Source organism: Enterobacter sp. PL_is511, assembly GCF_055816065.1.
Window position 1 is genome coordinate 118,289 of sequence record NZ_JBVPGP010000014.1, and the last position, 24,332, is coordinate 142,620.

The following is a 24,332-nucleotide window of genomic DNA, read 5'->3' on the forward strand; positions in this document are numbered from 1 at the left end:
ATCGGAAGGAATGTGAATGTAATCGCATACACGTAAGAAAATTACGTAAGAGTTACATAGGGAAAACGATTCAGCTTGGGTGGAGTTTTTACCCCTCACCCCAGCCCTCTCCTCAAAGGGGAGAGGGTTATAGGGGGAGGGGAAAGAGGTTTAGTGAACCTGAGGATCTGCCGGGGAGGCGTTATTGCGGATCTCAGCGATATCCATTGAATTGAACACATAGTGCGTACCGCAGTAGTCACAGTGCATATCAATTTCACCGTCTTCCGCCATGATGCTGTCGATCTCTTCATCCGGGAGGGTTTTCAGTGCGCCAGCGCAGCGTTCGCGGGAGCAGGTGCACTTAAATTCCACGGACTGCGGGTCGTAAACGGTCACTTCTTCTTCGTGGTACAGACGCCACAGCACGTCAGTCGCTGACAGGTTGAACAACTCTTCCGCTTTGATGGTTTCTGTCAGCGTCGCCAGGTGCTCAAAGTCATTGGTCTGTGCGTCCTGCGCAGGCAGAACCTGCAGCAGCATACCGCCCGCAGCAGGCTGACCGTCCACTTCACCGGTGCGGATGAACAGACGCGTCGGCAGCTGTTCAGAACGCATGAAGTAATCTTCCAGGCAGGCCGCCAGGGTATCGCCTTCCAGACCCACCACGCCCTGATAGCGCTCACCTTCCTCAGGGGAGATGGTGATCACCAGGTAGCCATTACCCACCAGCGTTTTGAGGTCTGCATTTTCAGGCACGTCGCCCTGAACGCGCGCGACGCCGCGCATCTGCTGCTGGTTATTGCCGTTGATGACCGCCAGCGTCATCGGGCCGTCACCCTGCAGCTGCACGGTGATATCACCGGCAAACTTCAGCGTCGCCGTCAGCAGGCTGGTGGCAACCAGCAGTTCGCCCAACAGGGTCTTCACCGGCAGCGGGTAGTTGTGGTTTTCCAGAATCTGTTTCCAGGTTTCAGATACGGTGACCAGCTCGCCGCGCACGGCGAATTGTTCAAACAGATAGCGGTGTAATTGGTCGTGTTGGGCCATTTTCATCTCTCGTGCGGGTGAGGTTATTCAGTCTCACCGTGTTTAAATTTCATCAGGTCGCGGCGCTCTTTTTTATCCGGTCGCCGGTCCGGGTGAGGCATCGTCAGCGCGTTCATTTTGCGCGCCAGCGCGGTCTTCTCGCGCTTTTCAATGCTCTCCGCCGTCTCTTCATAAAGCAGTACGGCTTCCGTTGCGGGTCGACGTTGTTCGGTAATGGCTTTAATCACTACCGTACGTTCATCGTTGCCCTGACGCAGCGTTAAGGTGGCATTCAGCTCAACCAGCTTGCTCGGTTTGCTGCGCTGGCCGTTGTAATGCACTTTTCCGCCGTCAACCATCTCGCGGGCAAGGGCGCGCGTTTTATAAAAACGCGCCGCCCACAGCCATTTATCCAGTCTTACCCCGTCAGAGGGTTTTTCTTTCATGGCGTCTCCTTCACGGTCAGTGAGGGGATCATCTGGCGATAGTCGTTCAGTCCAGGGTGGCGCAGATAGCTTTTTTCAGCCAGGCCAGAGTCAGGATTGGTAACGCCCAAACAGTAGCGGATGCCAAACTTTGCCGCGGAATCCAGAATGGGCTCGCTGTCATCAATGAACAGCGTACGTTCTGGCTGCAAACCCGTCTCTTCCTTCACCGCATGCCACAACCGCTGATCCTCTTTCGGATAACCAAATGTGTGGGTGGAAAGTAATAAATCAAGGTGCGACGCCAGACCCGTATGCTCCAGCTTCACCGCCAGATTATGTGGATGCGCGTTGGTCAGTAAAATACGGCGCTTGCCGCTTGCTTTCAGCGCATCCAGGAACGGAACCGTATCCTCGCGCAATACGGCGCGTGGACCCTGGGCGGTGGTCATGGCACAAATATCCAGACCGAGGCGTTCGCTCCAGTAGTCAAGACAGTACCAGTTTAGCGTATGTTGGACCGCGCTATATTGCGAACGAATGAATGCCTGCGCTTCTGTCGGGGAGATCCCCTGCTGCTCGCCATAGGTTTCAGGAACCAGCGTTTGCCAGAAATAGTTATCAAAGGCGAGATCGAGCAGCGTGCCGTCCATATCCAGCAGAACGGTATCAACCTCCTGCCAGGCGATATCAAGGTGCATAAGGGGGAACTCCAGCCAGAAGAAACGTGCGCGACAGGGTAGCACATCTTGTCGCGCAACGACGTTATCAGATCAGGCTCTCAGACGAGGGGATCAGCTTAGGATTGAGGCAGTTTTCATAATACTGCTGGATGTCGGCAAGCCGGGTGCGCGAGCGCTGGTAGCGGCGCAGGGCCATAAAACCGTTCCAGAAAATGGCAATCAGCATCACGGTCATCAGCAAAGAGGTGCCAACGTAACGCCACAGCCCTGCGCTATCCGGCATCCGGTGCAGGCCGATATGGCGAGTGCCGTTGGCATCGGTGTACAGGCTTGTGACAATCCCTTCGGCGCTGAATGGCGTTTGCATCAGCATCTGTGCCAGGCGCTGGAATTGGCTCCACTGCTCCTGCGCCGGGTAGTCATAAAGCGCAACCTGCGGGTAAGGCTGATCGACCAGGTCGCTGCCTTCATCGCTGACGATCACAAACCCGCCCGGTGCCGGGCTGTTCAGCGCCTGAGCCGCACGGGTGGTCTCGCGCATCATGAACGGCGAGGTGGAGGTGGCGACCAGGTTATCCAGCGATTCAGCGCTCACCGGACGCAGCAGCACGTTAACACCGTCCAGTCGTCCCGCTTCGGCGCGTTTCACCAGCGAGTCCCAGTCTTTACTGTTACCCAGGTTTACCAGGGCGTTTTTAAGACGTATACACTCATCCTGAGAGGAGCATAAATCCTGCGTTTTCAGGACGATGTCACCAAAATCATCCAGCAGAACCATGCCTGATTTCTGAATGGCCGAGCGCAGCGCGGGGCTGACGCGCGAGTCATCGTCCGTTTTCGGGTGCAGCTGGCGGTTCACCGTCTGGGTAAGGGCCGTGGCTTTATTCACCACTTCGGATTCCGGCAGCGGCAGCGGCGGCGCGTCGTTCCAGATAATTTGCGAGCAGTCGAACGGCATAAACGGCGAATTCTGGCGGGTGTTCCACGCCCCCGGGGTGTGAATATTACACATCCCGGTACCCTTCAGGCGCAGCGTGTCCCCCACGCGCACACCGGCTTCATCCAGCTTGTTGACGCTGGTCGCTTCGATGGTTTGCGCCCCTTTGATCCACGACAGGGTGAATTTGATGGGCATATCCAGCGGCACGAAAAGCAGCAGCATGACTAAGACCAGCGCCGCGCCTCCGGCAATGACCGTGCTGCGAAGCCAGTGCTGAAGCGGGAAATTTTTCACTTCATCATGCAGGGACAAGAAGCGCCCCTGACGCACAACATGTCGGTCAAGGTAAATATCAATATCGGTTTTCTGACCCAGGTCCTGCGCAATCCACGGTTGCCAGTGGCGCGGGTAGATCAGGTCGATAATACCGAGCGAAATATTATTGAGATGTTCCTGATCGTTTTCACCGAACAGGCCCCAGCGCTTTGGCGTACCGCGCAGGCAGTGGATCTCACGCAACGAGGTTTTGGCCGGTGGGGCAAAGAGACCCCAAAGCCCGGCCGCCAGCAGCAGCACCGCGCCTCCCGCCAGCCAGGGGACAAACACATCCGGCGTCAGCAGGCAGACAAAAAAGAGCAGGAAGGCGGAGACGATCAGAAGCGCTTCACGAATGCCGTCCGGGCGGCTCAGGGCGTACTCTTCATGCGTCTCCTGGCGAATATTCAGCAGTTCGATCTGCTCAGTCTCTTCGCCACGAATGGAAGCCTGCGTTGAACTCGCACGTTCCAGCGCAAAACGCGGGGCTTCCTGAAGGTATTCATTCAGCGTGTGGCCGTTAAGCGAGATAACCAGGGGCAACGAATCGGTGTGAATCAGCTCAACGCTGTTTTCGTCATTAATGTATTGCTCCCAGGACGGAGGGAGATGCACTTCGACGGAATCCAGGTAATAGCGCCATTTGTTGGGGTCATCAGTGGTGATGCCATAGCGCGTGATGGAGCGCGTCACGCAGAGCACGGTATCACTTTGCGCATTGAGCTTTAGCGCGACGGGTGCGGCGGTAGCTCCCGTTGGCCCAGGCGTGAGCTGAGAACGGTTCAGGATTTCGAGATAGTTTTCAACTGCATCGCGCTCGTCTTGCGTGAGTTTACGCGTGGTCGCGCCCGCAAATGCATTTAAAAAGGGCAGACGATAACGGCGCTGTACGCGGCGCCTGTACATCCACCCTGCAACCAATGCGCCGGCCAGCATAGCAGCGAGAACAATCAAAATGGTGCTCATGCTTTCCCCATCTTACTTATCTTACAGGTGTAGTCAGTAGCACCTTTACATTGAATGAGTGTCTGTGGTTGGCTATCGGCAAGTATGGAGTCGAACTTGAGCATTCTGAAGCGCATCCCAGTGACCGGTGATGATAGCAAAGCCTGTTATGGCGCGATATCAGCAAATTCCTGGAAACATTTCAACCTCTTGACATTTGTTTTGAATTGAGGATTGATTCCTGCTACGTTGCACAAATGTAAATACAGAACAATTGACATTGCCGAAACCGTGCGGCGTATCGCACAATAACCCCAGTTCTCACTGCTAAGACCCATCACGATGAGCAAACCACTACAAAAACCCACCATTCTGAATGTTGAAACTGTCGCCAAATCGCGGCTGTTTAATGTTGAAAGTGTGGACCTGGAGTTCAGCAACGGTGTGCGTCGCGTTTATGAACGTATGCGCCCCTCGTCGCGCGAAGCGGTGATGATTATTCCCATTATCGACGATCATCTGATTTTGATCCGCGAATACGCTGTGGGAACGGAATCTTACGAGCTTGGGTTCTCGAAAGGGCTTATCGATCCGGGTGAAACCGTCTTTGAAGCGGCAAACCGCGAGCTGAAAGAAGAGGTCGGTTTCGGGGCGAATGAGCTTTCATTCCTGAAAAAACTGAGCATGGCGCCGTCTTATTTTTCCAGCAAAATGAATATTGTGGTCGCTGAAGATCTCTATCCTGAATCGCTCGAAGGGGATGAGCCGGAGCCGCTGCCGCAGGTTCGCTGGCCGCTGGCGCATCTGATGGACCTGCTGGAAGACCCTGACTTTAACGAGGCTCGCAACGTGAGCGCGCTGTTCCTGGTTCGGGAGTGGCTGAAGGGGCAGGGGCGGCTGTAGGCCATAAAAAAAGCCGGGTGACGGCTTCGCCTTACCCGGCCTACGATGCTTTGCCCGGTTTTTACCGGGCATTTTTATGTTTAGAACAGCTCGTGCGTTTCGCCGTTGTCAATGATCTCTGTACCCACCTCGTGCACCGCCTGTGTGGTTGGCTGGGTGCCCTCAATGAAATACTCTTCGCGACTGTTACCGCCGTTGGCGAGCTGACCCGTACTGCGGTCGATATTGACCGTCACCACACCTGGCGGTGGCGTCAGCGGCTGCTCCGGCACGCCTTCAAGAACGAACTTCATATAGGCGTCCCAGGCTGGTTGCGCGCTCTTCGCTCCGCCTTCGTAGCCGGAAATCTGATCTTTAATCGCGCCGGAGGCCGTGGTACGACCTAAGTCGCGGCGGTGATCGTCGAAGCCGATCCAGACCGATGTCACCACGCCCGGCCCGTAACCGGAGAACCACGCGTCTTTCGAGCTGTTGGTTGTCCCCGTTTTACCGCCGATATCATGGCGCTGCAAATCACGTCCTGCACGCCAGCCGGTACCCTGCCAGCCCGGTTCACCGAAGATGTTGGTGTTCAGCGCGCTTTTGATCAGGAACGACAGCGGCGTGTTGATCACATGCGGGGCATACTGCTGCGCACCGGTCTGCGCCACCAGCGCCTGGTTCGCCTGTTCCAGCTGCGGCTGCGGCACAACGCCGTTCTGCTGCTCCTGCGACACGGCCGGGTCTTCCATGTCCTTGTTTTCAAGCACGTCGGATTTCGGCGTATTGCCATAAATGACTGGAATATCGCAGTCAGGGCAGGCAATTTTCGGCTTCGCTTCAAACAGCACGCCGCCCTGGTCGTTCTCGATCTTGCTGATGAAGTACGGGTCAATCAGGAAGCCGCCGTTGGCCATCACCGAGTAACCGCGTGCGACCTGAAGCGGCGTAAAGGAGGCTGAGCCCAACGCCAGCGACTCGGTGCGAACGATATTCTGCGCCGGGAAGCCGAAGCGCTGCAGATACTCTGCGGCATAGTCGACGCCCATCGCGCGCATGGCGCGTACCATCACCACGTTTTTCGACTGTCCCAGGCCCTGACGAAGACGAATAGGACCGGCATACTCCGCAGGGGAGTTCTTCGGCTGCCAGTCGGAACCGGCACCGGCATCCCAGCGGGAAATTGGCACGTCGTTCAGGATGCTGGCGAGGGTCAGACCCTTATCCATCGCTGCCGTGTAGAGGAACGGTTTGATATTGGAACCGACCTGACGCAGCGCCTGGGTGGCGCGGTTAAATTTGCTCTGGTTGAAATCAAACCCGCCGACCAGGGCCAGAATGGCGCCGTTCTGCGGGTTGATAGAGACCAGGGCCGAGTTCACGTCCGGCACCTGCGCCAGCCACCAGGATTCACCTACCTTGCGCACCCAGATTTGCTGCCCGGTTTGTACCGCATCGGTCACTTTACGCGGCGTGGCGCCCTGCAGGGTATCCGAGCGGTACGGACGCGCCCAGCGGATACCGTCCATACGCAGGGAGACGGAGGTACCGTCCGCGAGCGTTGCAACGGCTTCCTGAGGATCGGCCTGCGTCACCACGGCAGGAAGGAGCGGACCGTAGGTTGGCAGCGCCTTCAGCGTACTGGTGATTTTTTTGCTGTCCCACGCGCTTTCGCCCACTTTCCACAGCACGTTTGACGGGCCGCGATAGCCGTGACGCATATCGTAGTCCATCACGTTGTTGCGTACCGCTTCCTGCGCCGCCTGCTGAACTTTGCGGGTAACGGTGGTGTACACGCGATAGCCATCTTCATAGGCCTTGTCGCCATAACGATTCACCATCTCCTGGCGAACCATCTCGGTCAGGTAAGGGGAGGCGAAGGCGATCTCAGGGGCGTGGTAGTTAGCGTCAATGACATCGTTACGCGCCTGGTCGTACTCACTCTGGCTGATGTAGCCTTCGCTCAGCATACGTGACAGGACGACGTTCCGACGCGCGGTGGCGCGATCGAGCGAGTAGAGCGGGTTAAACGTGGACGGCGCTTTTGGCAGACCGGCAATGGTTGCCATTTCGCTTAAGGTGAGTTGCTCAACAGGCTTACCGAAGTACACCTGTGCGGCAGCCCCCACGCCATAAGCGCGGTAGCCCAGGTAGATTTTGTTGAGGTACAGCTCAAGGATTTCGTCTTTGCTCAGCAGCTGTTCAATACGGATCGCAAGGAACACCTCTTTGATCTTACGTATCAGCGTCTTTTCAGGGCTGAGGAAGAAGTTACGCGCCAGCTGCTGCGTAATGGTACTCGCTCCCTGAGAGGCGTGACCAGAGAACAGCGCAATGCTCGCGGCACGGAAAATCCCCACAGGATCGACACCGTGGTGCTCGTAAAAACGGCTGTCCTCCGTGGCGATAAAGGCTTTCACCATCACGGGGGGAATTTGGTTTAAGGTCAGCGGAATACGACGCTTCTCGCCATACTGCGCCATGAGCTCGCCATCGGCGCTATAGACTTGCATCGGGATCTGGAGTCGCACATCGCGAAGCGTGGCGACATCAGGTAGCTGTGGCTCAATATATTTGTACAAACCGTAAATCGAGCCTGCTCCCAGCAGAATGCAACAGACTGCAAGGATGAATAAATACTTTACGAACTTCACCGGAGATTTCCCATTTGGTTTCACTTGGGCAGTTTCTAAACAATCGCGCGGTAGTATAAAGGCAAGCCTGATTCATTGATATAGCCGTCAGGGTGACGGGCGATAAGGAGATCGTGAAGCATGGCTTTCAAAACATGGCAAACGGGCATTCATATTCAACAGGATAGGGTACTGATCGTCGCACTGGCCCGGGAGAAGTCCGGCTGGTGTTTGCGGCGCTGGTGGGCAATCCCGCTGGCCGAAGGCATCATTCGTGACGGCAAAATTTATCAGCCAGAACAGCTGGTTGATGCGTTACGCGACTGGCGAAAAACGCTGCCGCACTACCACCGGGCGTTTCTCTCTTTCCCGGCAGCACGTACCCTGCAGCGGTCGCTTGCCCGTCCGACCGTTGCGCTGCGCGACAGCGAGCAGCTCTCATGGCTTGGCGCCGCGCTCGCCCGCGAACTGGAGATGTCTGCCGATACGCTCTGTTTCGATTACGTGCAGGATACGTTCAGCAATACCTTTCAGGTAACAGCCGCACAAAACAACGAGGTTGACACCCTTCTGGCGCTGGCGAAGGCGCTGCGTTTGCGGCTGATGACCATTACGCCGGATGCCAGCGCTCTGGCGAATCTTCTTCCTGCGGTGACACCAGCGACGTGCATCGCCTGGCGGGACGAGCGGCAGTGGCTCTGGGCGATGCGCCACCAGTGGGGACGCCGCTTTACCACAGAAGCAGACAATGTGGCTGAGCTGTCGGCGCTGCTGGCGCTTGGTCCGGATGACATCGCGCTGTTTGATAGCCGACGTGACCCGTGGGAAATCCTTGAGCGCTGCCATGCCCCGCTGCCGGACTGCGGCGCTGATTATACCGTTGCGCTGGCGCTGGCCATGAGCGAGGTGCCCGGATGAGCATCATGAACTTTCTGCCCTGGCGTCAGCAGCGACGCGCGCGATGCCTGCGTTTCTGGGGCGCAATGTGTGTCGGTACCGTACTGTTAATCTTCATGGCCATTTTCTGTCTGCGGATGAACCCTCTTATGAGGCTGCACGCTCTGCAAACGGATCTGACGGGCATGCAGGCCGTGCAGCATGTGCTTCTCTCCCGGCAGAGACTCGCCTCACAGGCGCAGCTGCCAGCGCAGGAAATTCAACGACGTGCATGGCAACCGGTGCTGGAAGCCCTTTCCCGCACCATTCCGGCACAGGTCTGGCTGACAGAGCTGCGCTATCAGCCTCCTGCTCTGATGCTGAGCGGGTATGCCATAACCCTGCCGGCCCTGTCTGCTCTGCGCGATGCGCTTGGCCAAATAGCGGGTTTTACGCCCGGGACGGCGGGTGAGCTTCGGCGGGACAGCCAGGGGCGCTGGATGTTCACGCTTCAGCTTAAAAGCGAGGGGTAACGCGTGGATACCCTGTTAGAACGCTGGTGCGAAAGCCGTCCCTGGTATCGGGTGCTCTTCTGGTGTCTGGGGAGTCTCCTGGCAGGACTGGCCGCGTGGGGCACCTTGCTCAGACCGGTAGACAGGCAGTGTGCTGAACGACAGCGCCAGCTGATTCAGGACACGAGAGCTAACGCAGCGTTATGGCCTGCCGTCAGAAAGGTGCCGTTTCGTCCTGAAACGCCGGAATCACGGGAATTGATATCTTTTTCCCCGCTCGATTTTCAGGGTGATAACACGACGCTGATTCACTGGAAGCCGCTGCAGAACGGAGGGGAACTGATGCTGGAGGTTGAGTGGCAGGCGCTTCCGGCGCTTTTTTCCCGGCTGGCGCAGCGGGATGTGCAGATCGCCGCTTTTGCGATTTCGCCACAAGGTACGGCGTTGCGCCTGCGGCTGGAGCTGGCACATGCGAAATAGCGCGCGATATTTGCTGGTTTGCTCAGCGCTGCTATTGACCGGCATGCGCGATCCATTTCACCCGCCGGACGATCCCTGCGCCATTGGCGAGCTGGCGCAGTGGCACTATCGCGGCATGGTGGGAGGGCAGCAGGCTATCGGCATTTTACAGGATGGGCAAAAGCGCTGGTACCGGCTGAAAACGCATGAGCGCTTCCCGGCAGGCTGGACGATAACAGCCATCAATGCAACGGAACTGGTTGTTGATGTGGGTGACACATGTGAACCAGAAAAATGGACGTGGCAACGAGAAGGAACGGATAAGAATGAATTTACGGATAATGCTGTGGCTGCTGGCGTTCAGCCATCCGCTGTGGGCCGCCGCGCCAAAACCGGTCACGCTGGTGGTGGATGACGTTCCTGTTGTCCAGGTGTTACAGGCCCTGGTCGCACAGGAGAACCGTAATCTGGTGGTCTCGCCTGATGTTAACGGCACAATTTCGCTCAACCTGACGCGCGTCCCCTGGCGGCAGGCGTTACGGACGGTTGTCACCAGCGCTGGCCTCGTTTTACGAGAGGAGGGCGGCATTTTTTACGTGCATACCGCCGCCTGGCAGCGTGAACAGCAGGAACGTTCAGAACAGGAGCGGGCGCGTCGACAGCTTGATGCGCCGCTGGTGTCTCACACTATCCCTTTTTCCTATGCCGATGCCGGAGAGCTGCAAAAAGCCGCGGAAAAACTCCTGAGCCCGAAGGGGAGTTTATCTGTCGACAAACGCACCAACCGCCTGCTGATCCGGGATAACCAGACGGTGGTGGAGACGCTGCAGCGCTGGGCCGCTCAGATGGATATTCCCGTCGAACAGGTCGAGCTGGCGGCGCACATTGTGACCATTAATGAAAAAAGCCTGCGTGAGCTGGGAGTGAAGTGGAATCTCGCCGACGCCACCGACGCGGGCAAGGTTGGCCAGCTCACCACGCTTGGCAGCGATCTTTCCGTCGCCAGCGCCACCAGCCACGTGGGTTTTAACATCGGACGGATCAATGGTCGGCTGCTGGATCTGGAGCTCTCTGCGCTGGAGCAAAAACAGCAGGTCGATATCATCGCCAGCCCGCGGCTGCTGGCCTCGCATATGCAGCCGGCCAGTATCAAGCAGGGGAGTGAGATCCCGTATCAGGTCTCAAGCGGTGAAAGCGGCGCAACCTCCGTTGAGTTTAAGGAAGCGGTATTAGGGATGGAGGTCACGCCGGTGGTGCTACCGGGAGGGCGCGTGCGCCTGAAATTGCACATTAGCGAAAATATGCCGGGACAGGTTCTGCAGCAGGCGGACGGCGAAACGCTGGCGATCGACAAACAGGAGATAGAAACCCAGGTGGAGGTAAAAAGTGGAGAAACGCTTGCGTTGGGCGGAATTTTTTCGCAGAAGAACAAAACCGGCAGTGACAGCGTGCCGGGGCTGGGAAAAATCCCCTGGCTTGGTCAGCTTTTTCGCCATGACGGGAAAGACAACGAACGGCGTGAGTTAGTGGTGTTTATTACACCACGTCTGGTCGGTATTCGCTGACGGGTAACGATCCCCGCAATGAATTTGCATTCAGTTTGTTGCAGATGTTTGACGTGGGGCATGAATTAGCATACAAGGAGTACCGATTTGAGTTGGACTTACGTCTTATTACCTTATGCGCCCGGCGCGGTGATTTAATCAGTTGCCAAACAAGCCGGAGTATTGAGATAATTTTTAGTCTGACTCTCGCTCTATTGCATATGAGGTTTCAGTTCATGTCCTGCTACGCCGGGTGTCTGCGCAGCGGGGATTACCATTAACGAATAGTCTTAGTAGTACCGATAAAATGGCAGAGAAACGCAATATCTTTCTGGTTGGGCCTATGGGTGCCGGCAAAAGCACTATTGGGCGTCAGTTAGCTCAACAACTCAATATGGAATTTTACGATTCTGATCAAGAGATTGAGAAACGAACCGGAGCTGATGTGGGCTGGGTTTTCGACGTAGAAGGCGAAGAAGGTTTCCGTGACCGAGAAGAAAAAGTGATCAACGAACTCACGGAAAAACAGGGCATCGTTCTGGCAACAGGCGGCGGCTCTGTGAAATCTCGCGAAACCCGCAACCGTCTCTCCGCCCGTGGCGTAGTGGTCTATCTTGAGACGACTATCGAGAAACAGCTGGCACGTACGCAGCGCGATAAAAAGCGCCCGCTGCTGCAGGTTGAAACGCCACCACGCGAAGTTCTGGAAGCGTTGGCCGATGAACGCAATCCGCTGTATGAAGAGATTGCCGATGTGACCATTCGTACTGACGACCAGAGCGCTAAAGTGGTTGCAAACCAGATTATTCATATGCTGGAAAGCAACTGATTCTGGCTTTATATACACTCGCCTGCGGGTAAAAGCATTAAAGGTGGATGTCGCGTCATGGAGAGGATTACAGTTACTCTCGGGGAACGTAGTTACCCTATCACCATCGCGGCTGGTTTGTTTAACGACCCAGCTTCCTTTTTACCACTGAAAGCGGGTGATCAGGCGATGCTGGTCACCAATGAGACGCTGGCTCCGCTTTATCTCGACCGCGTACGCCACCTGCTTGAGCAGGCGGGCGTAAAAGTCGACAGTGTGATTCTCCCCGATGGCGAGCAGTATAAAAGCCTGACGGTACTGGATACCGTCTTTACCGCATTGCTGCAAAAACCACACGGTCGCGATACAACACTGCTTGCCCTGGGCGGCGGTGTTGTTGGCGATCTGACCGGTTTTGCGGCCGCAAGCTATCAACGTGGCGTCCGTTTTATTCAAATCCCGACCACGTTGCTGTCCCAGGTCGACTCCTCTGTCGGTGGCAAAACGGCAGTCAACCATCCGCTCGGTAAAAACATGATTGGCGCCTTCTACCAGCCCGCATCGGTGGTGGTGGATCTCGACTGTCTGAAAACGCTGCCGAAGCGCGAGCTGGCTTCTGGTCTGGCGGAAGTGATCAAATACGGCATTATTCTGGATGGCGAGTTCTTTAGCTGGCTTGAAGAGAATATGGATGCGCTGCTGGGCCTGGATGAGGCTAAACTGGCATACTGCATTCGTCGTTGCTGTGAGCTGAAAGCAGAAGTTGTTGCCGCAGACGAGCGTGAAACGGGCTTACGTGCTTTACTGAATCTTGGGCATACGTTTGGTCACGCGATTGAAGCCGAAATGGGCTACGGTAACTGGCTGCATGGTGAAGCCGTCGCGGCCGGCATGGTGATGGCGGCCCGCACCTCGGAACGTCTCGGGCAGTTCAAGCCGGAAGAGACGGCACGCATTATTGCGCTGCTTGAGCGTGCAGGTTTGCCGGTGACCGGGCCGCAGGAGATGTCGGCGCAAGCGTATTTACCCCACATGATGCGCGATAAAAAAGTATTGGCAGGCGAGATGCGTCTTGTACTCCCGCTTGCAATAGGGAAGAGTGAAGTACGCGGCGGAGTGCCGCACGATGTCGTTCTTGGCGCTATCGCTGACTGTCAGCAGGCGTAACAACTAGAAAGGTCAGGCCACTGTCGCAGGTGGTCGTTTAGCTTCAGGTGAAATGCAAAGTCGTTGGCATAAGCCTTTGAGTGGGGTGTTAAATGGATGAATTCAAACCAGAAGACGAGCTGAAACCCGATCCCAGCGATCGTCGTACTGGTCGTTCTCGTCAATCTTCAGAACGTGATAACGAGCCGCAGATCAACTTTGACGATGTTGATCTGGATGCAGACGATCGTCGCCCTTCGCGCAGCCGCAACGCGCACGAAGAGCGAGCAGAAGAGGATTATGAGTCCGAAGAAGATTCAATGGACGAACAGCCTGTAGAGCGTCGCCCGCGTAAACGTAAAAAAGCCGCTGCACCTAAACCGGCGTCCCGCCAGTACATCATGATGGGCCTTGGCGTTCTGGTGCTTGTGCTGCTGATTGTCGGCATTGGCTCCGCGCTTAAAGCACCGTCAACGAACTCAACCGAGCAAACGGCTTCCGCTGAGAAGAGCATCAACCTGTCCGGTAACGATGCGTCCAATCAGGCGAATGGTGCACAGCCTGCTCCGGGTACCACTTCCGCAGAGCAGACCGCAGGGAACACCGCAGCGCCGCAGGATGTTTCTCTGCCGCCTGTTTCTTCAACCCCTGCTCAGGGTCAGGCACCTGCTACGCCTGAAGGCCAGCAGCGCGTAGAAGTTCAGGGAGACCTGAACAATGCGTTGACGCAGCCGCAGAACCAGCAGCAGGTTGATAACGTCGTGGTTAACTCTACGTTGCCAACTGAACCTGCAACCGTTGCCCCGGTTCGCGGTGGTAACGCTCAGCCGCAAGCGGCCGCGACGGAAACCAAGCCGCGCCAGACGCAGACTGCGACACGTCCTGAACGCAAGCAGGCGGTGATTGAGCCTAAGCGTGAAACCAAACCTCAGGCAGTTGTTAAAGCGCCTGAAGTGAAAGCTGTTCCGGCCCAGCCGAAACATACCGAAACGGCCGCGGTGAGCGAGCCGGCTAAAGCGCCCGTCACGCAGACTGCGCCGAAAGCCACGGCGACCACCACGGCACCGGCTGCCACAGCTGCACCTGCAGCCACGGCTCCAGCAGCCACGGCAACAGCCTCCAGCAGCGCCGCAGGTAAAACTGCAGGTAACGTTGGCTCGCTGAAGTCTGCGCCATCCAGCAACTACACGCTGCAGCTGAGCAGTTCGTCTAACTATGACAACCTCAACAGCTGGGCGAAGAAATCAAATCTGAAAAACTACGTTGTTTATCAGACGACCCGTAACGGTCAGCCTTGGTATGTGCTGGTGAGCGGTGTTTATTCGTCCAAAGATGAAGCAAAACGTGCCGTAGCGGCGCTGCCAGCTGATGTTCAGGCGAAAAACCCATGGGCGAAGCCGATTCATCAGGTTCAGGCCGATCTGAAGTAATGTTTAAAGCGCAGGATGCTGTCGGAGCTTTCTCCACAGCTGGAGAAGGTGTAATCAGTTAGTCAGCATGAAAAAAAATCGCGCTTTTCTGAAATGGGCAGGGGGGAAATACCCCCTGCTCGATGATATTAAAAAGCACCTGCCTAAAGGCGAGTGTCTTATCGAACCTTTCGTGGGTGCAGGATCGGTGTTCCTCAACACCGATTTTTCTCGTTATATCCTGGCGGATATCAACAGCGACCTTATCAGCCTCTATAACATCGTTAAGCTGCGTACCGATGAGTATGTCGCCGAGGCGCGCAAACTGTTTACGCCCGAGAACAATAACCCGGACGTTTACTACCAGTACCGCGCGGAGTTTAACCAGAGCCAGGACCCGTTCCGCAGAGCCCTGCTGTTCCTCTACCTTAACCGACATGGTTACAACGGCCTGTGCCGGTATAACCTGCGCGGGGAATTTAACGTGCCTTTTGGCCGCTATAAGCGCCCGTATTTTCCGCAGGACGAGCTGTATCACTTTGCCGAAAAAGCGCAGAACGCAGAGTTTCATTGCCTCTCCTATGAAGAGTGTATGGAACTGGCAGGTGTAAACTCGGTGGTTTACTGTGACCCGCCATACGCGCCGCTGTCTGCGACGGCGAACTTCACCGCCTATCACACCAACAGCTTCAGCCCGGCCGAACAGGCTCGTCTGGCTGAGATGGCGGAAAAGCTGGTCAGCAAAAGAATTCCGGTGTTAATTTCGAATCACGATACCCCTGATACGCGCGAATGGTACAAAGCCGCGAAGCATTTTCAGGTCAAAGTGCGGCGTAGCATTAGCAGCAACGGCGGCACACGTAAAAAGGTGGACGAACTTCTGGCTCTTTATCGCCCCTGAGCCGTTTTGCCCGCCGGTAAACACATTTCAAGGAGAAGCGGATGAAACAGTTTTTGATTGCTCCCTCAATTCTGTCGGCCGATTTTGCCCGTCTGGGTGAAGATACCGCCAAAGCTCTCGCGGCTGGCGCAGATGTCGTCCATTTCGACGTGATGGATAACCACTACGTTCCGAATCTGACCATTGGTCCAATGGTGCTCAAGGCATTGCGTAACTATGGCATTACCGCGCCGATCGACGTTCACCTGATGGTGAAGCCTGTTGACCGCATCGTGCCTGACTTCGCCGCGGCGGGTGCCAGCATCATCACTTTCCATCCGGAAGCCTCTGAACACGTCGACCGCACGCTGCAGCTGATCAAAGAGAACGGCTGTAAAGCGGGTCTGGTGTTTAACCCGGCCACGCCGCTGAGCTATCTCGACTATGTCATGGACAAGCTGGACGTGATCCTGCTGATGTCCGTTAACCCGGGCTTTGGCGGCCAGTCGTTTATCCCCCACACGCTGGATAAGCTGCGTGAAGTTCGCCGTCGTATTGACGAGTCAGGCTACGATATTCGTCTGGAAGTGGACGGGGGCGTGAAAGTGAATAACATTGGTGAAATTGCGGCGGCAGGCGCGGATATGTTCGTTGCCGGTTCAGCCATTTTCGACCAACCGGATTACAAAAAAGTCATCGATGAAATGCGCCGCGAGCTGGCGAAGGTAAGTCATGGATAAATTACAGGCTATTCGGGGTGTGGCATTCGACCTCGACGGCACGCTGGTTGACAGCGCGCCGGGCTTAACGAGCGCCGTTGACCAGGCGCTGTATGCACTTGAACTCCCCGTTGCGGGTGAAGAGCGTGTCGTTACGTGGATTGGCAACGGCGCCGATGTTCTGATGGAGCGTGCGTTGACGTGGGCTCGCCAGGAGCGCGCGTCGCAGCGTTCCGCGCAGGGTAAACCGAGCGTCGATCACGCGGATATTCCTAAGGATGAGCAGCTGCGTATTCTGCGCAAATTGTTCGATCGTTTCTACGAAGAGACCGTCGAGGAGGGCAGTTTCCTGTTCCCGGACGTTCAGGAAACGCTGAGCGCGCTTCACGCGAAGGGCATCCCGCTGGGGCTGGTGACCAACAAGCCAACCCCGTTCGTTGCGCCTCTGCTGGAAGCGCTTGATATCGCGAAGTATTTCTCCGTGATTGTGGGCGGCGATGACGTGCAGAACAAAAAGCCGCATCCGGAACCGCTTTTGCTGGTGGCAGGAAAATTATCCTTAACGCCTGCGGAGCTGCTCTTTGTCGGGGATTCGCGCAATGATATTCTGGCTGCCCGAACGGCAGGGTGTCCTTCCGTCGGATTAACCTATGGCTACAACTACGGTGAGGCCATCACGCTAAGTGAGCCGGATGTGGTCTTCGACCACTTCAAAGATTTGTTGCCCGCACTCGGGCTTTCGCACAGTGAACATCAGGAATTGAATAATGACTAAGCCCATCGTTTTTAGTGGCGCACAGCCTTCAGGTGAATTGACCATTGGTAACTACATGGGTGCGTTACGTCAGTGGGTCAGCATGCAGGATGACTACCATTGCATTTACTGCATCGTCGATCTCCATGCGATTACCGCGCGTCAGGATCCTGAGAAGCTGCGTAAAGCCACGCTGGACACCCTGGCGCTGTATCTGGCCTGCGGTATTGATCCAGAGAAGAGCACCATCTTCGTTCAGTCTCACGTGCCGGAGCACGCGCAGCTGGGCTGGGCGCTGAACTGCTACACCTATTTCGGCGAGCTGAGCCGCATGACGCAGTTCAAGGATAAATCCGCGCGCTACTCTGAAAACATCAACGCCGGTCTGTTTGACTATCCGGTGCTGATGGCGGCAGACATCCTGCTGTATCAAACCAACCAGGTGCCGGTGGGTGAAGACCAGAAGCAGCATCTTGAGCTTAGCCGCGATATCGCCCAGCGCTTTAACGCGATCTACGGTGATGTGTTCAAAGTGCCAGAGCCGTTTATTCCAAAATCCGGTGCGCGCGTGATGTCGCTGCTGGAGCCGACCAAAAAGATGTCCAAGTCTGACGATAACCGCAACAACGTTATCGGCCTGCTGGAAGACCCGAAATCCGTCGTCAAAAAGCTCAAGCGCGCGGTCACCGACTCCGACGAGCCGCCTGTTGTGCGCTACGACGTGCAGAACAAAGCGGGCGTCTCCAACCTGCTGGATATCCTCTCCGGCGTGACCGGCCAGAGCATTCCTGAGCTGGAACAGCACTTCGAAGGCAAGATGTACGGCCACCTGAAAGGTGAAGTGGCAGACGCCGTTTCCGGCATGCTGACCGAGCTGCAGGAGCGCTATAACCGCTATCGCAACGACGAAGCCTTCCTGCAGAAGGTGATGAAAGAGGGCGCGGAAAAAGCCAGCGCGCGCGCGTCCGAAACCCTGAAAGCGGTATACAACGCGATTGGGTTTGTGGGTAAACCTTAAGTAAAAGCAAAACGGTAACCACGTTACCGTTTTTAGGGTTTGTTCCCTCTCCCTGTGGGAGAGGGTCAGGGTGAGGGCATCAGGCCGCACTTCCCTAAACAAAAAAACCGGGACATCCCGGTTTTTTTACGCCTGTAAAACGTTTACTGCTGCGCCGCCGGGCCGCAACCACCGATGATCTTCGAAATGGAGATCGCCGGGTGCAGCAGATAATCGTAGCTGCAGTTATTTTTGGTGTTCTGTACGTGACCGGTGCAGGCAGTCAGCGTCGATAACAGGCCAACCAGAACGGCGGCTTTTGCCAGTTTGAACATACGCATTCCTTGTCTTAAAAACGAAAATTGGATGTAACTCAATGGAATAAAGGGAAAAGTTCCACTTCGGGGCGGTATGTTATCGACAGCGGTAAGAGGGGAGTAGTCCGCTTAAGGACTACTCCGGAAAGGAAGAATATGCGTTAGTGATTCGAGAACCAGTTCAGCCTGTCGCGCAGTTCAACCACACGACCTACCACGATCAGCGCCGGGCTTTCAACCTGCTGCGCCAGCTCGCCTAACTGCGTCAGCACGCCATCCACCACGCGCTGCGTAATGGCGGTGCCGTTTTCGACCAGCGCGACGGGCATATCCGCATTCATACCGTGCTCCAGCAGCTTCGCCTGAATCGTGGCGGCCTGATTGAGCCCCATGTAGAACACCAGCGTCTGCTTTTCGGCGGCCAGGTTATGCCAGTCCAGCTCGCTGCCGGTCTTCAGGTGGCCCGTCACCAGACGCACGCTCTGAGCGTAGTCGCGATGGGTCAACGGAATGCCAGAGTACGCTGAACAGCCGGACGCCGCCGTAATGCCGGGCACGACAGAGAACGGAATGCCCGCGTCGCACAGGGTTTCCAGCTCCTCGCCGCCGCGCCCAAAGATAAACGGATCGCCGCCCTTAAGGCGCACTACGCGTTTACCTTTCTGCGCCTCGCGCAGCAGGATCTGGTTAATCTCCTCCTGCGGCACGCAGTGGTAGCCCGCCCGTTTGCCCACGAAGACGCGGTCGGCATCGCGACGGACCAGATTCATAATGTCATCGGACACCAGACGGTCGTACACCACGATATCCGCCTGCTGGATCTGCTGTAGCCCTTTCAGCGTCAGCAAACCCGCATCACCGGGGCCTGCGCCCACCAGCACCACTTCGCCGCGATGGTCCAGCGGTTCGCTCAGCAGCTGTTCGGTCGTCTCTTCAACGGCTTTGGTGTCCTGATTCGCCAGCGACTGCGCCAGCCTGTCGTTCACAAAGAATTTTTCCCAGAAGCGACGGCGCTCGCCCACGGTCGCGAAGGTTTGCTTCACGCGTGAACGCAGTTGCCCGGCATAATGCGCAATCTGGCCAAGATGCTGGGGCAACAGGGCTTCCAGTTTTTCCCGCAGCAGACGCGCGAGAACCGGCGAACGTCCCCCGGACGAGACCGCAATCATCAGCGGCGAGCGGTCGATAATCGACGGCATGATAAAGCTGGCCTCTTTCGGCGCATCCACCACGTTGCAGAAGATACGACGTAACTCGCAGGCGTCGCTCACGCGCTGGTTCACTTCATCGTCATCCGTCGCGGCAATGGTTAGCCAGCAGGTATCCAGCAGGGATTCATTAAACGCGCCCTGTTCCAGCGTGAGCATCCCTTCCTGAGCCCAAACCTCAAACTGGGGGGCGAAGGACAGGGCATTCACGGTCAGGCGGGCGCCAGCCTCTAACAGCAGGCGCGCTTTGCGCTCGGCCACGTCGCCGCCGCCCACGAGCAGGCAGTCGCGGTTGCGTAATTGACAAAAAATCGGCAGGTGATCCACGACGTTACCTCACAGCATTCATGGCGGGGGAAGAATTGACGTCAGGATAACAGCAGGAATCGTACAGAACATACGGTTTTTCCTGCCGTTACCCATAAGGGGTCATAAGCCTTTCCTATTGAAAAGGCGAGGGGTTACGCTTTCAGCTGCACCTCGCCGTCCTTCACGCGGACGTCGTAGTGTTTGACCGAGAAGCTTTCATCTTCCATGCAGAGTCCGTCGGTTAAGCGGAAACGCTGCTTTTTCAACGGGCTGGCGACCCACAGTTCACCCTGGTGCTCGGCAATCAGGCCGCGGGAGAGCACGCTGGCCTCAAAGAACGGGTCGATATTGCTGATGGCAAAAACCTGTTCATCGTGGCGAGGGCGGAAAATCGCCACCTGCTCGCTGCCCAGCAGCGCACAGACGCCGGTGGCGGGGAGAATGTCGTTAATATTGCAGATGTTTACCCACTGGCTCATGCGTTTTCCTCCACCAGCGTGACCGGAATACGTTCATACGGCGTCGCCGGACGATGCTGTTCGCGCTCCGGCACAACCTGTACGTTCGGGTCGCGCTGGGTGCTGTTGATAAAGTGTTTGAAGCGCGTCTGTGCCGCCGGGGTGTTGACGGTTTCCGTCCACTCGCAGATCACCGCCTCGCGCAGGCGCGCCATCTCCGCTTCCAGATGTTCGTTCAGGCCCAGCTTGTCGTCGATGATGACCGATTTCAGGTAGTCGATGCCGCCCTCGAGGTTATCGAGCCAGGAGGCGGTACGGGTCAGCTTATCGGCGGTACGGATGTAGAACATCATGAAGCGGTCGAGATACTGAATCAGCGTGTCGCGATCGAGATCCGCCGCCAGCAGGTCCGCATGGCGCGGTTTCATCCCGCCGTTGCCGCACACATACAGGTTCCAGCCTTTCTCGGTGGCAATAATACCCACGTCTTTACCCTGCGCTTCCGCACATTCGCGGGTGCAGCCGGAGACGCCGAACTTCATTTTGTGCGGGGTACGGATGCCTTTGTAGCGGTTTTCCAGCTCAACGCCGAAGCCCACGCTGTCGCCGACGCCGTAGCGACACCAGGTGCTGCCCACGCAGGTTTTCGCCATGCGCAGCGCTTTAGCGTACGCGTGGCCGGTTTCGAAGCCCGCTTCAATCAACTGACGCCAGATTTCCGGCAGGTCGTCCTTCTGCGCGCCAAACAGGCCGATACGCTGGGAGCCGGTAATTTTGGTGTAAAGGTTAAATTCACGTGCGATACGGCCCACCGCGACCAGCCCTTCCGGCGTGATTTCACCACCGGCCGAGCGTGGAATCACGGAGTAGGTGCCGTCTTTCTGGATGTTGGCCAGGAAGTTGTCGTTGGTATCCTGCAGCGGCGTATGCTCGGGCTTGAGCACGTACTCGTTCCAGCAGGAGGCCAGCAGGGAGCCGACGGTCGGTTTACACACTTCACAGCCGTAGCCCTGGCCGTGCTTCGCCAGCAGTTCGTCGAAGGACTTAATGCCTTCCACGCGGATCAGGTGATACAGCTCCTGGCGAGAATACGCGAAGTGCTCGCACAGGTTGTTGTTCACTTCGATGCCCTGTTTCGCCAGTTCGGCGTTCAGCACCTGAGTGACCAGCGGAATACAGCCGCCGCAGCCGGTACCGGCTTTGGTTTCCGCTTTCAGCGCCGCAACGGTGTGGCACCCTTTGTTGATCGCGGAGATCAGCATACCTTTGGTCACGTCGAAGCAGGAGCAAATCTGCGCGCTGTCCGGCAGTTTATCCACGCCGATGGACGGCTTGCCGCTGGAGGCGTGCGCCGGGAGGATTAGCGCGTCCGGGTTTTCCGGCAGTTCGATGGCGTTGAGCACCAGCTGGAGCAGATTACCGAAGTCGCTGGTGTCGCCCACCAGCACCGCGCCGAGCAGGGTTTTGTTGTCCTGGCTGACGATGAGTCGTTTGTAGACCTCTTTGCTTTCGTCCAGATAGACATAGCTGCGGGAATTCGGGGTGCGGCCGTGCGCATCGCCAATACCGCCTACGTCCACGCCCAGCAGCTTCAGCTTGGCGCTCATGTCTGCGCCAGTAAACGCGTTTTCGCTGCCGAGGATATGGTCCACGGCGACCTGCGCCATTTTGTAGCCCGGCGCCACCAGACCGTATACGCGGTTGTTCCAGCTGGCGCATTCGCCGATAGCGTAGATATCCGGATCGGAGGTCTGGCAGGTGTCGTTAATCATGATCCCGCCGCGCTGCGCCACGGCCAGCCCGCACTGGGTCGCCAGCTTGTCGCGCGGACGAATACCGGTGGAGAAGACGATGAAGTCCACTTCCAGCTCGCTGCCGTCGGCAAAGCGCATGGTTTTGCGTGCTTCGGTGCCTTCCTGGACAATCTCTTTGGTGTTCTTGCTGGTGTGAACCTTCACGCCCATGCTCTCAATTTTACGACGCAGCTGGTCACCGCCCATGTGGTCCAGCTGTTCGGCCATCAGCATCGGGGCAAATTCGATGACGTGGGTTTCAACGCCGAGGTTTTTCAGCGCGCCAGCCGCTTCCAGGCCCAGCAGACCGCCGCCGACCACCGCACCGCGCTTGCTGCGGCGTGCGCAGGATTCGATGGCGTTGAGATCTTCAATGGTACGGTAAACGAAGCAATCCTGTGTTTCCGAGCCTTTAATTGGCGGGATCCACGGGTAAGAGCCTGTCGCCATGATCAGCTTGTCGTAAAAAACCGTACGCCCGGCGCTGGAGTGGATCACTTTTTCCTGACGGTTGATGGTGATAGCGCGTTCGCCCACCAGCACTTTTACGCCATGCTTCTCGTAAAAACCTTCACGCACCAGAGAGAGCTCTTCGGCGGTATGATGGGAGAAGTAGGAAGAGAGGTGCACACGGTCGTACGCCTTGCGGGGTTCTTCACAGAACACGGTAATATCGAACTGCTCAGCATCGGCCTTATCGAGAAGATCCTCGATAAAGCGGTGGCCGACCATGCCGTTACCGATGATAGCGAGTCTGACTTTGCTCATTATTGCCTCGATTTCTTTTCTATTATTGCCTACCTTAACGATTCAGCAGGGGCGCTTATTGATGCAAATCAAATACGTCTTCGCCTACTCCTTAGGTGGTATATAACTGATTAGTCAGGATTTTTATAAGTGGCGGAAATCGAAGGCTTTTCGTGTTCGTTGAATTTGTGTACAACTCAGGGGCGGTTTTGCCAGAATCAATACGCCTGAATATCAGCGGCGTTTTTTAGGGGAAAGGTATGTCTACAGCACCGTTATGGCTTGTTCAGAATGTTCGTTTACCGGGTCGGGAAGGGCTGTGGCAGCTCGCTATTGAGAACGGGCGATTTGGTGACATCACCCCGATGGACGAAACCCATGCCGAAAGTTATGAAGTACTGAATGCGCGCGGTGGGCTGGCTATCCCGCCTTTCATTGAGCCGCATATCCATCTTGATACCACCCAGACGGCGGGCGAGCCGAACTGGAACCAGTCCGGCACGCTGTTCGAAGGCATCGAGCGCTGGGCGGAGCGCAAGGCGTTGCTCAGCCACGAGGACGTTAAAGCGCGCGCCTGGAAAACGCTGAAGTGGCAAATTGCCAACGGCATCCAGTTTGTTCGCACCCATGTGGATGTCTCCGACCCGACGCTCACCGCCCTGAAGGCGATGCTGGAGGTGAAGCAGGAGGTGGCGCCGTGGGTAACGCTGCAAATTGTCGCGTTTCCGCAGGAAGGTATTCTCTCTTACCCGAACGGCGCGGCGCTGCTGGAAGAGGCGTTAAAGCTGGGGGCCGACGTGGTGGGGGCGATCCCACACTTCGAGTTTACCCGCGAGTATGGCGTCCAGTCGCTGCACATCGCGTTCGAGCTGGCGAAGAAGTATGACCGTCCGCTGGATATTCACTGCGACGAAATCGACGACGAACAGTCGCGGTTTGTCGAGACGGTGGCCGCGCTGGCGTATGAGGCCGGTATTGGGCCGCGCGTGACGGCCAGCCACACCACCGCCATGCACTCCTACAACGGCGCTTACACCTCGCGGCTCTTCCGCCTGCTGAAAATGTCGGGGATTAACTTCGTCGCTAACCCGCTGGTCAACATCCACCTGCAGGGGCGCTTTGATGATTATCCGAAGCGTCGCGGCATCACCCGGGTGAAAGAGTTGCAGGAGGCGGGCATAAACGTCTGCTTCGGTCACGACGACGTCTTCGACCCGTGGTACCCGCTCGGTACCGGCAACATGCTGCAGGTGCTGCATATGGGGCTGCACGTCTGCCAGATGATGGGCTATCCGCAAATCGACAGCGGCCTGAATCTCATCACCCACAACAGCGCCCGGACCTTTGGCCTGAGCGATTACGGTATTGAAACGGGAAACCCGGCAAACCTGATTATTTTGCCTGCGGAGAGCGGGTTTGAAGCGGTGCGCTGCCAGGTGCCGGTGCGCTGGTCGATTCGTCAGGGACGGATCATTGCCACCACGCAGCTGGCGCAGACCTGGATCCAGATGGATACCGGAGGAGAAGAGGTAAGTTTCGCCAGAAACAGCCCCTCTGCCTAATGC

General features: G+C 56.8%; 23 protein-coding genes. 14 read left to right on the plus strand and 9 right to left on the minus strand.

Annotation, left to right across the window (positions count from 1 at the left end):
* Positions 1-150: 150 nt before the first annotated feature.
* The 4 genes from hslO to AC0TN7_RS02515 all read right to left on the minus strand — a co-directional run bounded on the left by hslO (position 151) and on the right by AC0TN7_RS02515 (position 4,337).
* Positions 151-1,035 (minus strand): Hsp33 family molecular chaperone HslO, encoded by an 885-nt coding sequence (hslO, locus tag AC0TN7_RS02500; RefSeq protein WP_161495995.1) that lies wholly within the window; start codon positions 1,033-1,035, stop codon positions 151-153.
* A gap of 17 nt (positions 1,036-1,052) precedes the next feature.
* Positions 1,053-1,454, minus strand: a complete 402-nt coding sequence (gene hslR, locus AC0TN7_RS02505; protein ID WP_023333710.1) for a ribosome-associated heat shock protein Hsp15 — start codon at positions 1,452-1,454, stop codon at positions 1,053-1,055.
* Positions 1,451-2,134 carry a GMP/IMP nucleotidase gene (gene yrfG, locus AC0TN7_RS02510; protein ID WP_032648326.1) on the minus strand — a complete coding sequence of 228 codons (684 nt, stop codon included), beginning with the start codon at positions 2,132-2,134 and terminating at the stop codon, positions 1,451-1,453. Before yrfG ends, hslR begins: the two co-directional genes overlap by 4 nt.
* A gap of 67 nt (positions 2,135-2,201) precedes the next feature.
* On the minus strand, positions 2,202-4,337 hold the full coding sequence (locus tag AC0TN7_RS02515) for an intracellular growth attenuator family protein (RefSeq protein ID WP_473701811.1): 2,136 nt from the start codon (positions 4,335-4,337) through the stop codon (positions 2,202-2,204).
* A 321-nt stretch (positions 4,338-4,658) separates the two neighbouring features.
* Here AC0TN7_RS02515 and nudE point away from each other — a divergent pair, with 321 nt between their 5' ends.
* Positions 4,659-5,219, plus strand: coding sequence for an ADP compounds hydrolase NudE (gene nudE, locus AC0TN7_RS02520; RefSeq protein WP_023333707.1), 561 nt, complete (start codon positions 4,659-4,661; stop codon positions 5,217-5,219).
* Between the two features lie 80 nt (positions 5,220-5,299).
* Here the strand turns inward: nudE and mrcA are convergent, their stop codons facing one another.
* A complete protein-coding gene (mrcA, locus tag AC0TN7_RS02525; RefSeq protein ID WP_473701812.1) occupies positions 5,300-7,852 on the minus strand; it encodes a peptidoglycan glycosyltransferase/peptidoglycan DD-transpeptidase MrcA in 2,553 nt (850 codons plus the stop codon).
* A 120-nt stretch (positions 7,853-7,972) separates the two neighbouring features.
* Here mrcA and AC0TN7_RS02530 point away from each other — a divergent pair, with 120 nt between their 5' ends.
* From AC0TN7_RS02530 to trpS, 12 genes are all read left to right on the plus strand, one after another.
* Positions 7,973-8,749, plus strand: coding sequence for a DNA utilization protein HofM (locus AC0TN7_RS02530; protein ID WP_473701813.1), 777 nt, complete (start codon positions 7,973-7,975; stop codon positions 8,747-8,749).
* Complete coding sequence (locus tag AC0TN7_RS02535; RefSeq protein ID WP_032648332.1) at positions 8,746-9,240, plus strand: PilN domain-containing protein; 495 nt, start codon at positions 8,746-8,748, stop codon at positions 9,238-9,240. Before AC0TN7_RS02530 ends, AC0TN7_RS02535 begins: the two co-directional genes overlap by 4 nt.
* Positions 9,241-9,243: 3 nt before the next feature.
* Positions 9,244-9,699, plus strand: coding sequence for a HofO family protein (locus tag AC0TN7_RS02540; RefSeq protein WP_090420622.1), 456 nt, complete (start codon positions 9,244-9,246; stop codon positions 9,697-9,699).
* Positions 9,689-10,093, plus strand: a complete 405-nt coding sequence (locus tag AC0TN7_RS02545) for a HofP DNA utilization family protein (protein WP_032645261.1) — start codon at positions 9,689-9,691, stop codon at positions 10,091-10,093. The genes AC0TN7_RS02540 and AC0TN7_RS02545 overlap by 11 nt, the downstream gene beginning before the upstream one ends.
* Entirely contained in the window at positions 10,005-11,243 is a 1,239-nt protein-coding gene (hofQ, locus tag AC0TN7_RS02550) for a DNA uptake porin HofQ (protein ID WP_473701814.1), read from the plus strand. Before AC0TN7_RS02545 ends, hofQ begins: the two co-directional genes overlap by 89 nt.
* 286 nt (positions 11,244-11,529) lie before the next feature.
* On the plus strand, positions 11,530-12,051 hold the full coding sequence (aroK, locus tag AC0TN7_RS02555) for a shikimate kinase AroK (protein WP_003861630.1): 522 nt from the start codon (positions 11,530-11,532) through the stop codon (positions 12,049-12,051).
* 57 nt (positions 12,052-12,108) lie between these two features.
* On the plus strand, positions 12,109-13,197 hold the full coding sequence (aroB, locus tag AC0TN7_RS02560) for a 3-dehydroquinate synthase (protein WP_024907920.1): 1,089 nt from the start codon (positions 12,109-12,111) through the stop codon (positions 13,195-13,197).
* A gap of 92 nt (positions 13,198-13,289) precedes the next feature.
* Positions 13,290-14,606 carry a cell division protein DamX gene (damX, locus tag AC0TN7_RS02565; RefSeq protein ID WP_024907921.1) on the plus strand — a complete coding sequence of 439 codons (1,317 nt, stop codon included), beginning with the start codon at positions 13,290-13,292 and terminating at the stop codon, positions 14,604-14,606.
* A gap of 67 nt (positions 14,607-14,673) precedes the next feature.
* Positions 14,674-15,486, plus strand: a complete 813-nt coding sequence (gene dam, locus AC0TN7_RS02570; RefSeq protein ID WP_024907922.1) for an adenine-specific DNA-methyltransferase — start codon at positions 14,674-14,676, stop codon at positions 15,484-15,486.
* Between the two features lie 41 nt (positions 15,487-15,527).
* Entirely contained in the window at positions 15,528-16,205 is a 678-nt protein-coding gene (gene rpe / locus AC0TN7_RS02575) for a ribulose-phosphate 3-epimerase (protein WP_024907923.1), read from the plus strand.
* Positions 16,198-16,959, plus strand: coding sequence for a phosphoglycolate phosphatase (gph, locus tag AC0TN7_RS02580; protein ID WP_267217662.1), 762 nt, complete (start codon positions 16,198-16,200; stop codon positions 16,957-16,959). Before rpe ends, gph begins: the two co-directional genes overlap by 8 nt.
* Positions 16,952-17,956, plus strand: a complete 1,005-nt coding sequence (gene trpS / locus AC0TN7_RS02585) for a tryptophan--tRNA ligase (protein ID WP_148769869.1) — start codon at positions 16,952-16,954, stop codon at positions 17,954-17,956. Before gph ends, trpS begins: the two co-directional genes overlap by 8 nt.
* A gap of 143 nt (positions 17,957-18,099) precedes the next feature.
* Here the strand turns inward: trpS and AC0TN7_RS02590 are convergent, their stop codons facing one another.
* The 4 genes from AC0TN7_RS02590 to nirB form a co-directional block, all read right to left on the minus strand.
* A complete protein-coding gene (locus AC0TN7_RS02590; protein ID WP_008503029.1) occupies positions 18,100-18,270 on the minus strand; it encodes a YhfL family protein in 171 nt (56 codons plus the stop codon).
* A 143-nt stretch (positions 18,271-18,413) separates the two neighbouring features.
* Entirely contained in the window at positions 18,414-19,787 is a 1,374-nt protein-coding gene (cysG, locus tag AC0TN7_RS02595) for a siroheme synthase CysG (RefSeq protein WP_048226380.1), read from the minus strand.
* A 134-nt stretch (positions 19,788-19,921) separates the two neighbouring features.
* Entirely contained in the window at positions 19,922-20,248 is a 327-nt protein-coding gene (gene nirD, locus AC0TN7_RS02600) for a nitrite reductase small subunit NirD (protein ID WP_045909328.1), read from the minus strand.
* The gene (nirB, locus tag AC0TN7_RS02605; RefSeq protein WP_233396107.1) at positions 20,245-22,788 is read right to left on the minus strand and encodes a nitrite reductase large subunit NirB; all 2,544 of its coding nucleotides are present in this window, start codon (positions 22,786-22,788) and stop codon (positions 20,245-20,247) included. The genes nirD and nirB overlap by 4 nt, the downstream gene beginning before the upstream one ends.
* Before the next feature lie 239 nt (positions 22,789-23,027).
* On the opposite strand from nirB, the gene AC0TN7_RS02610 reads away from it, so the two are divergent.
* The gene (locus tag AC0TN7_RS02610; protein WP_024907928.1) at positions 23,028-24,329 is read left to right on the plus strand and encodes a cytosine deaminase; all 1,302 of its coding nucleotides are present in this window, start codon (positions 23,028-23,030) and stop codon (positions 24,327-24,329) included.
* Positions 24,330-24,332: the final 3 nt, after the last annotated feature.

Excerpts from the sequence above, each read along its gene's own strand:
- hslO (WP_161495995.1), bottom strand. The coding sequence starts at position 1,035 with ATGAAAATGGCCCAACACGACCAATTACACCGCTATCTGTTTGAACAA.
- hslR (WP_023333710.1), bottom strand. The coding sequence starts at position 1,454 with ATGAAAGAAAAACCCTCTGACGGGGTAAGACTGGATAAATGGCTGTGG.
- yrfG (WP_032648326.1), bottom strand. The coding sequence starts at position 2,134 with ATGCACCTTGATATCGCCTGGCAGGAGGTTGATACCGTTCTGCTGGAT.
- AC0TN7_RS02515 (WP_473701811.1), bottom strand. The coding sequence starts at position 4,337 with ATGAGCACCATTTTGATTGTTCTCGCTGCTATGCTGGCCGGCGCATTG.
- nudE (WP_023333707.1), top strand. The coding sequence starts at position 4,659 with ATGAGCAAACCACTACAAAAACCCACCATTCTGAATGTTGAAACTGTC.
- AC0TN7_RS02530 (WP_473701813.1), top strand. The coding sequence starts at position 7,973 with ATGGCTTTCAAAACATGGCAAACGGGCATTCATATTCAACAGGATAGG.
- AC0TN7_RS02535 (WP_032648332.1), top strand. The coding sequence starts at position 8,746 with ATGAGCATCATGAACTTTCTGCCCTGGCGTCAGCAGCGACGCGCGCGA.
- AC0TN7_RS02545 (WP_032645261.1), top strand. The coding sequence starts at position 9,689 with ATGCGAAATAGCGCGCGATATTTGCTGGTTTGCTCAGCGCTGCTATTG.
- hofQ (WP_473701814.1), top strand. The coding sequence starts at position 10,005 with ATGAATTTACGGATAATGCTGTGGCTGCTGGCGTTCAGCCATCCGCTG.
- aroK (WP_003861630.1), top strand. The coding sequence starts at position 11,530 with ATGGCAGAGAAACGCAATATCTTTCTGGTTGGGCCTATGGGTGCCGGC.
- aroB (WP_024907920.1), top strand. The coding sequence starts at position 12,109 with ATGGAGAGGATTACAGTTACTCTCGGGGAACGTAGTTACCCTATCACC.
- damX (WP_024907921.1), top strand. The coding sequence starts at position 13,290 with ATGGATGAATTCAAACCAGAAGACGAGCTGAAACCCGATCCCAGCGAT.
- dam (WP_024907922.1), top strand. The coding sequence starts at position 14,674 with ATGAAAAAAAATCGCGCTTTTCTGAAATGGGCAGGGGGGAAATACCCC.
- rpe (WP_024907923.1), top strand. The coding sequence starts at position 15,528 with ATGAAACAGTTTTTGATTGCTCCCTCAATTCTGTCGGCCGATTTTGCC.
- gph (WP_267217662.1), top strand. The coding sequence starts at position 16,198 with ATGGATAAATTACAGGCTATTCGGGGTGTGGCATTCGACCTCGACGGC.
- trpS (WP_148769869.1), top strand. The coding sequence starts at position 16,952 with ATGACTAAGCCCATCGTTTTTAGTGGCGCACAGCCTTCAGGTGAATTG.
- AC0TN7_RS02590 (WP_008503029.1), bottom strand. The coding sequence starts at position 18,270 with ATGTTCAAACTGGCAAAAGCCGCCGTTCTGGTTGGCCTGTTATCGACG.
- nirD (WP_045909328.1), bottom strand. The coding sequence starts at position 20,248 with ATGAGCCAGTGGGTAAACATCTGCAATATTAACGACATTCTCCCCGCC.
- nirB (WP_233396107.1), bottom strand. The coding sequence starts at position 22,788 with ATGAGCAAAGTCAGACTCGCTATCATCGGTAACGGCATGGTCGGCCAC.
- AC0TN7_RS02610 (WP_024907928.1), top strand. The coding sequence starts at position 23,028 with ATGTCTACAGCACCGTTATGGCTTGTTCAGAATGTTCGTTTACCGGGT.